The following is a 12,878-nucleotide window of genomic DNA, read 5'->3' as shown; positions in this document are numbered from 1 at the left end:
GAACGAAGATGCTTCCATCACGCACCACGTCGGCTCCGCGGAGCTCGCGTCCGTCCCGGCGCAGGCGCCTCCGAACGCTCGCGGCGGCCGTCGCCGCCGCGGGCGCCCTCGTCGCCGCGGCGATCGTGGCGGCTCCCGCTGAAGCGGTCACGACGGGGAACGGGGCGCTGGTGTACTCGCCGGCCGCCGGCACGTCGTTCAACCCGGAGGGAGGTCGCGCCGCCGGCACGACGTACGCCAAGAACATCGTCCTCAAGTACAGCGGGTCGTCAAACGGCACGCAGCTGGTCACCTTCGACCAGCTCGTCCTGGTCAACGGCAAGCAGGTGTACCCCATCTACCGGAGCACCGACGACGGCGCCACCTGGAGCCACCTGACCGACGTCGTGCCGAACAACGACTTCCCGACCCTCGCGCGCACCGCCCAGCCGTTCCTCTACGAGCTGCCGCAGCAGGTCGGGAGTCTGCCGGCGGGCACGATCCTGCTCTCCGGGATGATCATGCCGACGGACCGGTCGAGCAGCAGGCTCGTCGTCTACAAGAGCGCGGACCACGGCGCCAGCTGGTCGTACCTGAGCACCATCGACACCGGCGGCCCCGCGACCTACGACCCGACCCCGACGTCCACCACCACCACGGTGTGGGAGCCGTCGCTCATCGTCGACGGCAACGGCAAGCTCGCCGCCTACTTCTCCGACGAGCGGCAGAAGGCGAACGGCGTGCTGCAGGCCGTGTCGTACCGGGAGTCCAGCGATGGCGGCCTGACCTGGGGCGCTGAGGGGAACGTCGCGGCGCCGACGAACAGCAGCGACCGGCCGGGGATGATCACCGTCACCAAGCTCCCCGACGGGCGCTACCTCGCCACGTTCGAGGTCGTCAACCGGCCGAGCCAGTCCAACAACACGGCGCCCGTGTACTTCAAGATCTCGCCGGACGGGGTGACCTGGTCTCCGACCACGAGCATCGGAACGCAGATCACGCTGGCGAACGGCCGAGGGATCGGCTCGTCGCCGTACGTCAAGTGGGTGCCCACCGGCGGCCCGAAGGGCATGGTCGTTGTCGCCTCCAAATGGGGACTCGACGCCTCGGGCAACATCAGCGGTGGCGAGGACTTCTACGTCAACTACAACCTCGGCGCCGGGCCCTGGGAGCGCCTGCCGATGGCGGTGACCTACGACTCGACCGACTCCGCCGGCGGCACATTCTCCGGGTTCGCGCAGAGCATCGACTACAGCGTCGACGGCCGGACCCTCTACCAGGCCACGAACGTCGAGAACGCTGCGACGACCTACAACGACATCCGGGTCGGGTCGATCCCGTTGGACGCCCAGCAGTACGAAGCCGAGAAGGCTGCACGCACCTCCGACACCTCGCTGGTGACCGACGTGAACGCCGCCAACGGCGGCAAGGTCGGGAACATCAACCTGGCGACGAGCGCTGTCACCTTCACCGTGCGTGTGCCCTCGGCCGGGTCGTACACCCTCAACGTGCGCTACGACAACGGCACGGGCGGCGCGAGCACCCACAACGTCTCCGTCAACGGAGGGACGGCGACGTCGATCAGCTATCCCGCCACCGTCGACTGGGGACGTTTCGGCTGGGCGCAGAAGACCGTGACGCTGAGCGCGGGCACGAACACGGTCGCCTTCACCAAGGGCACGTCGTACGCGGAGCTCGACCAGCTGCAGGTGTACCAGGCGAGCACGCAGCTCGACTCGCAGTTCCGGATCGTGAACCGCGCCAGCGGCAAGCTGCTGGAGATCGCGTCGGCGCAGCTGACGGACGGGGCGCTCGCGCAGCAGTGGGGCGACACCGCCAACGCCTGCCAGATCTGGAACGTCCATCCGGTGACGGGGAGCACGCAGCTGTACAACGACAACAGCGGAAAGCTCCTGGAGATCCCGGGGGCGCAGACCGGCGACAACGTGCAGGCCGGCCAGTGGGGCCCGACCGGCAACGCCACCCAGAACTGGAATCTGACGACCAGCGGCGGGTGGTGGACGCTGACCAACGCCAACAGCGGAAAGGTGCTCGAGATCGCGGGTTCCTCGACCGCCAACGGCGCCGCGGCGCAGCAGAACCCGTCGACCGGGGCGGCCAACCAGCAGTGGCAGTTCGTGCGGGAGGGGATCCAGTAGCAGGATCGGCGCGGTGACGGTGGCGACCGATACCATCCCGGAATGATCTCCACCGTCGCCGTCTCCGGTTACCGGTCGCTCCGCGACCTCGTTCTTCCGCTCGGCCGGCTGACGGTCGTGACCGGGGCCAACGGTGTCGGCAAGTCGTCGCTGTACCGTGCGCTGCGACTCCTCGCGGCGTGCGGTCGCGACGAGGTCGTCGTGGCGGTCGCGCGGGAGGGCGGGCTCGACTCGACCCTCTGGGCCGGCCCCGAGCAGATCGGTCGCGCCGTGCGGGACGGCGCGCACGCAGTGCAGGGCGTCGTCCGTCGCGGGCCCGTCGCCCTGCGGCTCGGCGTGCAACTCGACGACGACGGCACAGGCCTCGGCTACGCGCTCGATCTCGGCCTCCCGCAGAAGAGCGTCTCTGCTTTCGGCCGCGATCCCGAGCTGAAGGTGGAGACGATCTGGACGGGGGAGGCGCCCCGGCCGTCGGCGCTCGCGGTCGACCGGCACGGTGCGCACGTGCGTGTCCGCGGCGACGACGGAGGCTGGTCCGAGCTGGGCAGGCCGCTCCGGCCGTTCGAGAGCATCCTCACCGAGGTGGTCGATCCCGTCCGTGCGCCGGAGGTGCTGCGGATGCGGGAGCAGCTGCGCGCGTGGCGGTTCTACGACCACTTCCGCACGGATCCCGCGGCGCCCGCTCGCCTCCCGCAGCTGGGCACGCGCACGCCTGTCTTGACGGCAGACGGCTCGGATGTCGCCGCGGCCGTACAGACCATTCGCGAGCTGGGCGGCGGCGACGCGTTCGACCGGGCGGTCGAGGAGGCGTTCCCCGGCAGCAGGGTCGAGGTCGTCGTCGACGGGGCGCAGTTCTCCATCGGGGTGCGCCAGCACGGCCTGTTACGACCGCTCGGCGGCGCGGAGCTGTCGGACGGCACACTGCGCTTCCTGCTCCTCGCCGCCGCGCTGCTGTCTCCGCGCCCGCCGAGACTCCTGGTCGTCAACGAACCGGAGACGAGCCTGCACCCGGAACTGCTGCCAGCCCTGGGCTCGCTGATCGTGGACGCCTCCCGAGCCGCGCAGACCGTCGTCGTGACGCACTCCGCCCTCCTGCTCGACGCCATCGCCGCGGCAGCCGACCGGGCGGGCGCGTCGGCCGACCTGACGCGCGTGGAGCTCGAGAAGAGCTTCGGCGAGACGACCGTGCGGGGACAGGAGGGCCTCCTGGACCGCCCGACCTGGCACTGGCCGAGCCGCTAGCTGTCCTGCGCCGATTCGTCACGAATCCCCACATTCGTGCCACGAATGTCGCGATTCGTCACGAATGTCTGGTCGGCCTATTCGGCGGGGACGCCCGCACGTCGCCCGCGTGCGATCAGGCGGGATCCGACGATGCCGACGACGACCGAGATCACGGCGATCGAGATCATCAGGATGCCGAATCCGTCACGGTAGGCGGCGACGGCGGCGTCGAAGACGACGGGGTCCGGTCGCACCCCGTCTTTCGCGTACGTGCCCACGCTCTTCAGCGCGGCGGCGACCTCCGACTCGGTCATTCCGGCGTTGAGCCGGCCGACGATCCCGTGCACCGTCAGCTGCGTCACGACGACCGTCGAGAGCGCCGTGCCGAGCGAGTAGAACAGTTGCCCGAAGGTCGTGCGCGAACTCGTCACCGGCCCGTAGAACTCCGCGGGCGCCTCGCTGAGGATCAGGGTGCCGTACGGCAGCGCAGCGGCGGTGACGCCGAGCGCGATCAGGATGCCGGCGGGCACGAAGGCGAGCGGGCTGTCCGACTCGCGTGCCAGAGCGGCGGCGACGAAGCCCACGGCCGACAGGAGGCCGCCGAGCAGCAGGGAGGTCTGGTCGCTCATCCCCTTGGTCATCAGACGTCCCAGGAGGATCGCACCGACGATGGAGGTGAGCGTGATCGGGAGCTGCCAGAGGGCGACGGCACTGGGGGCGAGTCCCAGCACGTACTGCCAGAGGTTGGTCAGCTGCAGGAACGAGGCAGCGACGCTGAAGTTGAACACGAACCCGGCGCAGAGCGCCGCCAGGAACAGCGGCCGGCGGAACAGCCCGACCGGGAAGAACGGATGGGCGACGCGCGTCTGCGACCACACGAAACCGGCGAGGAGGATGGCGCCGATCGCCATGACGCCCCAGGTCAGCGGATCGGTCAGCGAGGTCGCGAGCTGGGAGACGCCGTAGAGGAAGACCACCATCCCCGCGGTGAGGAGCAGCTGGCCCCAGACGTCCCGCTTCTCGGTGAGCGAGGGCGGCACGGCCGGCAGGAGGGCGAAGACGGCGACGGCGCTGAGGGCGGAGAGGACCGGGACGAGCACGAACGCGAGCCGCCAGTCGGCACTCGCGAGCAGACCTCCGGCGAAGGTGAAGACGACGGACGAGGCGCCGGCGACGGCGGCGAAGGTGGCCACCGCCGCGGGCAGGCGCCCGGGTGCGGCCAGCACCTGGATGTACGCGAACGCGGCCGCGTACACCGCGCCGAGCCCGACACCGGAGACCGCCTGACCGGCGATGTACACGATCGTCGACGGCGCTGCAGCCACGAGCAGCTGTCCCGCGATCGCCACCAGCAGGGCGATCACCAGCATCCTCCTGCGCCCGATGCGGTCGGCCAGCAGCCCGGTCGTGATCACCGACGCGGCGATGGCGAGGGTCTGCATGGAGGCGGCGAGTGCCTGGTCGCCGCCGACCATGTCGAGGCCGCGACTCGCGCCGACGAGCGCCGTCGCCGCGATGTTGGGCGCGGAGCCCTGGATGGCGGCGAGCACGCCGAGGAGCGGGATGCCGAGTGCGGAGAGCGCCCGGCTCCGGGCGGCGGTGGTCGTGACGGCGGTGTTCATCGGGGGAGTTCCTCTCGGGAGCGCTGCCGGAGTCGCGTGCGCGGGGTGGTGGGCGGGGTCACGCCTGGAAAGCGAGGACGCCGTCGATGTACGTCGCGTGAACCGCGATGCGATCCCAGCCGGCGGGGTCGCTCGACCAGGGATCCGCGTCGACGACGGCGAAGTCCGCGCATGCGCCAACGTGCAGCGAACCGCGGTCGTCGGCGTGGAGCTGCCAGGCGGCGTTCGTCGTGATCGCGGCCAGGGCCTGCTCCGGCGTCGCGCACTCGGCGGGTCCGAGAACGCTCCCGTCCGCCTCGAGCCGCCGCAGCACCGCCGTCCGCGCGCTGCGGAGCGGCTGCACTGTCGTGACGTTGTAGTCCGAGTGGAGACTCGGCCGCAGCCCCGCGCGGTACGCCGACGCCACGCGGTCGAGGCGTTCGGCGCGCGCCCGGCCGAGGATCGTGTCGCGGAAGGCCGCGCCCCAGTAGAGCACGTGGTCCATCAGGAAGCTCGGCGAGACGCCGGCGGCGGCCATCCGGCGCAGCTGGTCGTCGGTGGTCACGGACGCGTGCTCGAAGCGGTGGCGCGAGCCGGCCGGGGTGCCGGGGAGGAGCTCCTCGAGGGCCTCCAGCGCCATCTCCACCGCGGCGTCCCCGTTGGTGTGGACCATCAGCTGCCAGCCGTCGTCGAGTCCGGCTTTCATCGCCTCCCGCAGGCTCTCGGGCGTCCAGTTCGCGTGGCCGCCCGTGTCCTCGCCGAGGTACGGCTGGAGGAAGTAGCCGGAGCGCCCCTGGTTCGAGCCGTCGGCGACGATCTTCCACGCGTCGGCGCGCACCATCTCGTCGCCGCTGAACGGGGTCACGCCGGCCGCCTTCCACGCGGCGGCCGCCTCGGCGGGGGTCGCACAGCCCGCGAGCGTCGAGAACTGAGCGGTCGACACCCGCACCGGCAGCCGCTCAGCGCCGTTCAGCTGGTGGAGCAGCGCGATCTCGCTCACTCCCGCGAGCGTGCCGGTCATCGCCTCGCGCATCGAGGTGACCCCGTGCGCGGCGAACGAGGTGAGCAGCTGCCGGATGCCGCGCGCGACGTCCGCAGCGGCCGGCCGCGGGAGGTTCGCCAGCAGCATCGTGACGGCGGGCGACTCCCCGACGACGCCGGTGAGCCGGCCGTCGACCTTCTCCAGCGTCCCGCCGACGGGTGCCGGTGTGTCGTCGGTGATCCCCGCCGCGGCGAGTGCAGCGCTGTTGGCGTAGGCGAAGTGCATGGACGCGTTCAGCACGATCACCGGCCGGTCGCTGGCGACGCGGTCGAGGATGTCGCGGGTGAGCGCCGGCTCGCCCGGGTAGAGGCTCGGGTCGAACAGCTTGGCCAGGAGGTACTCTCCCGGTGCCGTGCGCCCGACCGCGGCCTTCAGAGCGGCGACGACGTCGTCGAAGCGCGGGCAGGCGACGTGCGAGACGTCCGTCCAGTCCAGCGTCAGCAGCGAGACCCAGATGTGGGCGTGCGGCTCGATGAGACCGGGGATGACCACGCCGTCGGGGGCGAGGACTGTCGTCGAGGGGCCGGTGAGGCCCTCCACGTCGGAGCGCGTGCCGATCCCGACGATCCGGCCCGCCGACACCGCCATCGCCTCGGCGGTGGGGGCGTCGGGGCGCCCCGTCGCGATCCGACCCAGCACCAGGAGGTCGGCGACGCGCCCCGGCGCGCGGCCTTCGCCGTGCCGGGCGGGCACGATGCCCTCTCCGGAGGACGTGATGACCGGCGCGAGGTGGTCGCGGGAGGCTGGGACGGCGGAGCCGCAGCTGTCGGACATGGGGTTCCTGTTCTCGAGTCGGGGAGGGCGTTCAGTGGAAGTCGAGCACGTCGTCGCCCCACGCGGCGCGCAGCGAGGCGTCGAGGTCGGACACCACGGTGTCGTGCCGTTCGATGACCAGAGTCTCGCGTCCCGTGGTGACCGCGTACGGGGTCCAGTGCGGCGCGTCCTCCGCGTCCGGGTTCCGGCCGTGGGCGAACGCCGTCCACCGCTCCTGCATGCGCTCGGAGATCTCCTGGGCGACCCGGCGCCCGCCCAGCCGGAAGGTCGGGTCCTTGGGGCCTGCGGACAGATTGCCCCACAGGTAGGGCAGCTCGGTCGCGTGCGTCGCGCCCAGGCCGATCAGCCGGAGGAAGGGCGCGGCGTGGTCGAAGCGGTAGAGCCACACGTCGGCGACGGTGCTGTGGCCCTCCGCGATCCAGAGCGTCGGCATCCGGAAGCCGATGTCGCGTGCGATGCCGAGGCCGACGGTGCGCTGGCGAACGTCTTCGTAGGCGGTGCGCACCTGGGCCTCCGAGGGCAGCGCGATCGTCGGGTTGTCGGCGGCCATGTCGGCGAACATCTGCCGGATGCGGTCGTCGGTGATCGGGATGAGCGGCGACTTCATGAACTTGAAGAGCGACGCCTCGTCCTTGTTCGTGCCGATCATGAGCGGGACGGCCAGGCCGCGTCCGTCGCGCAGCACCGTCGCCGGGGCCTCCGGGAGCAGGTCGCCGTCGACGACCGGCGCGAAGGCGAGGGTGCCGGGGGCTTCGTCCGGCACCGCCGCGTAGACGGCCATGCCGGCCCGGACGACGTCGTCGGCGGAGGCGGCGCGGAGCGCGCTCGCTGTGGTGTCGCCTCCGTCCGGATCGATCCCGAGCTCGCGGACGAACCGCTGGGCGACATCGCGCGCGCGGTCGACGCCGTACATGCTCGACGCGGGCGAGGACTGCGCGATCGCCCGCTGGAACAGACCGGCGGCCGACGGGGTCGCCAGCAGCGTGGTGACGAGACCGCCGCCCGCCGACTCCCCGAACACCGTCACCCGCGCGGGGTCGCCGCCGAAGCCGGCGATGTTGTCCTGTACCCAGCGCAGGGCGAGCAGCACGTCCTTGAGAGCGAGGTTGCGGTCGAAGCCGCCCTCCGGAAGCAGCCCCTCCAGGTCGAGGAAGCCGAACGCGCCCAGTCGGTAGTTGATCGTCACGACCACGACGTCGCCGCGCCCGACGAGCGAGGTGGCGTCGAACAGCGGCTGGCTCGACGAACCGAACGTGTACGCGCCGCCGTGGATCCACACCATCACGGGGCGAGGCGTCGCCGTCTCGTCCGCATCCGGGGACCACACGTTCAGCACCAGGCAGTCCTCGTCCATCACGGCGTCGTCGCCGAGCGGCACTCCGGGGTTCGAGAGCTGGGGGCAGACCGGGCCGTAGGCCGTCGCGTCGACCTCTTCCGTCGCTGCAGGAGCGGCGACGGGGTCGCACCACCGCCGGTCTGCGGTCGGGGCGACGGCGTAGCGGATACCGCGCCACGAGCGCACGCCCGTCGAGGAGCTGCCGCGGAAGGATCCGGCCGGCGCGTGCGCGATGCAGGCGGCCGGCTCGGTGGCGGGGGCGGTGGGGTTCGACATGCGTGCTCCTCTGGTCGGGGATTCGACGGTCAGGACGTGAGCTGGTGGACGATCGCAGCCGCCTCGTTGGCGGCGAGGATGGCGAAGAGCACGGCCATCATCTCGGAGTTGTGGGAGATCATGTCGTCCTTCAGCCGCTCGAGGCGACGGGTCGTCGCCGCCGATCCGCCGGAGGCCGCGATCGTCGGGACGATCAGGAGGAGCGAGCCGGCGACGGCGATCGCCGCGCACAGGCCGAGGGCGGCGGCGATCGGCAGATGGGCTTCGCCGATGAGCGCCCCTCCCTTGAGATCGAGGGGGATGTTCTTCGTGTTCACGATCGCCATGACCAGTCCGAGGCTCGCGGCTCGTGCCGGCGTGATCGTGTCGATGGCGGCGAGCCACTTCGGCGCGACGGGCGTCGCCCCCGCTCGCGGTCGGGTCACCCAGCTCGCGATCGCGAGAGCGGTGAAGGCGACGAAGAGGACGATCGCGAGGGCGAAGCTGACGGGGCTGCCGTTCGTGCGGGACGCGGGGAGGCTCGCCGAGCCGATGGCGCCGATCGCGATCGCCACGAGGGAGGCCACGGTGAACGTAGCGGTGTACACGGGTGCGGCCACGCGCCCGCGCGGCGAGAGGACGATCGCGACGACCGCGACGACGGGGAGCGGGGAGATGATCATCCCGGCCGTCAGAGGGATGAGGTCGTGCAACTCGGCCACGCCGGTCCTTTCGCCGCGAACGTCTCGGACGCTGCTTCCGAGGTCTTCAGCGACGACGCTACGGGTGTGGACTCCGCCTCAGCCCGGATGGTCGGGTGACACGACAGCGGCCTCCCGACGAATCGGAAATGCGGCCTCGAGTACGGCGCCATCGTGCTGTGCCAGCAGGCGGGCGCCGAGGGATCGGACATGCGACCCGGGGCGCAGCTGCGCACCGAGGGCCGGGCCGAACGAGGTGACCCGCACGCGCAGCCGCGGGCCCGCACCGGTCGCCGCGACGTCGACGAGGATCTCGGCGCGACGCTCGGTGCTGTGCTTGACGGCGTTCAGCAGGCCCTCCGCTGCCACGTCGTACACCTCGTCGGCCGTCCGCGGCGATGATCGCAGGGCGGCGCGCGCGTCATCGGTGAGCTCGAACCGGAGGTCGATGACGTGGCGCCAGAGATCTGCCAGCCCGATGAGGGCGGCCTCGGGGTCGGGCGCCGGCCGGTCGGATTCGGCGGCGAAGGTCGACGGCATCCGTTCGATCACCGAGCGCAGGCGCTCCCGCAGTTCGGCGATGTCACCGGCGGTCGGAGCCGGGTCGGACAGACCGACGAGGAGGCATGCCCCCTGCCCGTCGCGGTGCAGCAGCTCGGCCGTGCGCCGGAGGCCGGCTCGCGTGTCCCGTGTGCCCTCGTGCGTCGCGCGCTGGGCGGTCGTGATCGCGCCGGAGAGTCGTCTCTGCTCGCGGCGCAGGGAGTGCAGCGCGCCCGTGCAGAGGCCGGCGCCGACCGCGCACCCCACGTACGCCACGGCCGACAGCGCGGCGAGGGCCGGCGCGGTGCCCTGCACGGCCGCGAGCAGCGACAGCCCGACACCGATCACCGGTGCGAGCCCGAGGAACAGCCTCGAGCTGCTCCCGTGCTCGATCGCCGTTCGGCGGCGGGGCACGGTGTCGAGGAGGAGGCCGCCGAGCGCCACGGCGGTCAGCCCGCCGAGCAGGGCAGCGGGGCTCGCGCTGCGGAGGGCATAGGGCAGCAGGCAGGCGATGTAGAGGCCGCTCACGACGCCGACCGGCGGGATGCGGAACGGCACCCGGTGCGGATGCGGAGGAGGCGCTGCGCCGACCTGCTCTGCCGTGGGCACGGTGCCCGCACGGTCGGCTCCCTGGGCCTGCAGCCGACGACTCCCGGCCTGGAAGCGCACGGCCAGGGCCTTCAGCTCGGCGGCCCCCGCGGAGGCGGGAAGGGTGTCGACGGCGTTCCGGAGTTGCGCCGCGGCGGTCCGAACCGCACTCCTCGCGTCGGCTTCGTAGGCTTGGGCGCGGTCGCGGGAGCCCTCCATCGCCGTCGCCACCACCCGCAGCCGTGCGTTGGTCACGCGCAACGACCGCAGCATGTGCTGGACGACGGCGATGGCGCCGAGGGTGACCGCCCAGACCACGACGTTCGTCGCGCTCCGCAGCGGCAGCTGCCACCCAGGCAGGGTCGTCAGCCCGAAAGCGTGCGCCCAGGCGTCCTGGAGCGCCGGACGGAGCGCCGCGGAGGTCACGACGCCCGCGATCACGATCACCGACCGCGCCGACCTGCTGCGGCTCCCGCGCTCGCCGAATGCGACGAGCACCAGCCAGGCGGCGAAGCACGCCCAGGTCGCCGACGTCGCCCCGATAGCCCGCGTCAGGTCGCCGCCCGGTGCGATCGGCGCCATCAGCAGCAGCGACAGCGGGACGGACGCCAGCAGCGACCAGCCCGTGATGAAGCGGCCGTCGCCGATGGCATTCCGGAGCTCCCCGACGAACCTGCTCATCGGCTCGGACCGAAGGCCGCGATGTACATGGCGGCGGCGGCGACCCGCGGGCTGACGGTCGGGTCGCCGGTGACACCCAACCGCTCGAAGATGCGGCTGATCGATCGCTCGACGGCGCGGACGCTGGCGCCGGTGTCGGCGGCGATCCGTTCGTTCGACCGGCCGCTCGCGATCATGGAGAGGATCTCGAGCTGGTGACGGGTGAGGGCGCCGAGTCCTTCGCGGGGCGCGACGGGCGCCTCCGGCACCGGCCGCTCCGCCAGCGCGCGATCGAGCACGTCGACCAGCGTCTCCGGCGAGTCGAGGTCCTGCTTGGAGATGAAGGCGGCGCGCGCGACGCCCATCGCGGCGGCGCCGGCGGCCGCACGCGGGTAGCTGCTGAGGAACACGATCGCCAGGTGCGGCGCGATCTCGGACAGCATCGAGGCGAGCTCCGCCCCGGTCGGACGCGTGCCCAGATCGATGTCGGTCAGCAGCGCATCGGGATCGAACTCCGCGAACCGCCGCATCGCCTCGGCGGCATCCACGGCCGCGGCGGTCTCGAACCCGTGGCGTTCGAGCAGATCGCACACCAGGGTGCGCAGCGCTCCCTGATCCTCGACGACGAGCACACGACGAGTCCAGCGAGAGCCCACGAGGTCAACTCTAGGGAGTGCGGGGAGGAAAACTGTGGTGGGAAGGGGCGGGGTGTCACGGAACGTCCTGCGAGACAGGGGAGGGACCCGGGAGTTCCACGGGGGCGAAGGCCGCCCGAACGTGCGAGCTGCCGGTCCTCGCGCGACTGCTGCACGCTCGGCCGGTCTCCCTCGACTCGGGACACTTCGCCTGGGAGCAGGTGCCCGCGGCATACGCCCGAATCATCCTCGACACTCTGGATGACACTGTCGACGAGCTGTGGCCGCGGCGTGAGCCCGCTGCGCGGTGCAGCGGGCTCACGCCATCAGGATCACCGGGTCTGACCCGGGAGGCCCTCATACGACAGGTTGTCGGCGGCGATGTTGTCATCGATCAAGGTGGTGAGCTTCGAGAGGAAGGCCTTACGGTCGGAGACGACGTTCTTGTATGCCGCATCGACGTTCTCGGCCGTGATCTGCGGCATGAAGTACGTCATCCGCGTCGGCACCTTCTCGCCACGCGCGGTCTTGGCTGCGACGGCGAGCCCGGCGGCGAGCTCGACGGTGCCGTTCTGCAGTGAGGTTCCGATGAAGTCGCCGCTCTGAACGGCTCGAAGTCCGTCTTCGATGCCGTCGACGCCGACGACGGGCACATTCGTCATGCCGGCCTCGCGAAGCGCCTGCACTGCACCGAGTCCCATGTCGTCGTTCTGGGCGATGACGCCGTCGATCCGGTCGCCGAACGCGGAGATCCAGTTCTTCGTCTTGTTGATCGCCTCGTCGCGCTTCCAGTTCGCCGTGTCCTCGGCGAGGACCGTGATGCCGGGGTTCGCATCGAGCACCTTCTTGATTCCGGTGCTGCGGTCCACCTGCCCGGACGCGCCGAGAGGTCCTTGCAGGATGACGACATTGCCGGACCCGCCGAGGCGGTCGACCATGGCCTGCGCCTCCTGCACTCCCGAGTCGACATCATCCGGGAGCACACTGCCCGTGAGGCCGTCGCTGAGGATGCGCGTGTTGACGGTGAAGATGGGGATGCCCGCCGCCTGCGCGGCCTTCACCTGGGGTTCGAGCGAATCGGCCTGCACCGGGAGGACGACGATGGCGTCGACGCCCGCGGAGATGAACTGGTCGACCTGTCCGGCCTGGGTGTTCACATCGGTGTTCGCCGAGTTCCAGAGCAGTTCGATGTCGTTGGCGTCGGCGTAGGCCTGCATGCCCTCCTTCCCTGCCGTGATGAACGAGGTCATCTCGTAGGCGGTCACGCCGATACGCAGAGTGTCCGCGCCGCCGGTCCCGCTCGAGCACGCCGTGAGTCCCACGGCGGCTGTGGTCAGAGCGGCGCCGAGCGCGAGGCCACGAAGGATGCTGGTCGTTTTCATGG

Annotated in this window: 9 protein-coding genes; 2 read left to right on the top strand and 7 right to left on the bottom strand. The window is 71.4% G+C overall.

What is annotated here, in order from left to right:
- The first annotated feature begins 8 nt into the window (after positions 1-8).
- Both JNB50_RS10025 and JNB50_RS10020 read left to right on the top strand, forming a co-directional pair.
- Positions 9-2,138, top strand: coding sequence for an RICIN domain-containing protein (locus tag JNB50_RS10025; RefSeq protein WP_208039990.1), 2,130 nt, complete (start codon positions 9-11; stop codon positions 2,136-2,138).
- 42 nt (positions 2,139-2,180) lie between these two features.
- On the top strand, positions 2,181-3,380 hold the full coding sequence (locus JNB50_RS10020; protein ID WP_208039989.1) for an AAA family ATPase: 1,200 nt from the start codon (positions 2,181-2,183) through the stop codon (positions 3,378-3,380).
- 77 nt (positions 3,381-3,457) lie between these two features.
- Here the strand turns inward: JNB50_RS10020 and JNB50_RS10015 are convergent, their stop codons facing one another.
- The 7 genes from JNB50_RS10015 to JNB50_RS09985 all read right to left on the bottom strand — a co-directional run bounded on the left by JNB50_RS10015 (position 3,458) and on the right by JNB50_RS09985 (position 12,876).
- Entirely contained in the window at positions 3,458-4,984 is a 1,527-nt protein-coding gene (locus tag JNB50_RS10015) for an MFS transporter (protein WP_208039988.1), read from the bottom strand.
- A 58-nt stretch (positions 4,985-5,042) separates the two neighbouring features.
- Positions 5,043-6,779 (bottom strand): amidohydrolase, encoded by a 1,737-nt coding sequence (locus JNB50_RS10010; protein WP_208039987.1) that lies wholly within the window; start codon positions 6,777-6,779, stop codon positions 5,043-5,045.
- A 31-nt stretch (positions 6,780-6,810) separates the two neighbouring features.
- Complete coding sequence (locus tag JNB50_RS10005) at positions 6,811-8,391, bottom strand: carboxylesterase/lipase family protein (RefSeq protein ID WP_208039986.1); 1,581 nt, start codon at positions 8,389-8,391, stop codon at positions 6,811-6,813.
- A gap of 29 nt (positions 8,392-8,420) precedes the next feature.
- A complete protein-coding gene (locus JNB50_RS10000) occupies positions 8,421-9,092 on the bottom strand; it encodes a GAP family protein (RefSeq protein ID WP_208039985.1) in 672 nt (223 codons plus the stop codon).
- Positions 9,093-9,170: 78 nt separating this feature from the next.
- The gene (locus tag JNB50_RS09995; RefSeq protein ID WP_208039984.1) at positions 9,171-10,880 is read right to left on the bottom strand and encodes a hypothetical protein; all 1,710 of its coding nucleotides are present in this window, start codon (positions 10,878-10,880) and stop codon (positions 9,171-9,173) included.
- Positions 10,877-11,515 (bottom strand): response regulator, encoded by a 639-nt coding sequence (locus tag JNB50_RS09990; RefSeq protein WP_208039983.1) that lies wholly within the window; start codon positions 11,513-11,515, stop codon positions 10,877-10,879. Before JNB50_RS09990 ends, JNB50_RS09995 begins: the two co-directional genes overlap by 4 nt.
- A gap of 311 nt (positions 11,516-11,826) precedes the next feature.
- A complete protein-coding gene (locus JNB50_RS09985) occupies positions 11,827-12,876 on the bottom strand; it encodes a substrate-binding domain-containing protein (protein ID WP_208039982.1) in 1,050 nt (349 codons plus the stop codon).
- Between the last annotated feature and the right edge of the window lie 2 nt (positions 12,877-12,878).

It is taken from the genome of Leifsonia sp. TF02-11, from assembly GCF_017565305.1.
Classification (GTDB): domain Bacteria; phylum Actinomycetota; class Actinomycetes; order Actinomycetales; family Microbacteriaceae; genus Leifsonia.
The sequence above is the reverse complement of the archived record's forward strand: the minus strand, read 5'-3'. Positions and strand labels throughout refer to the sequence as shown.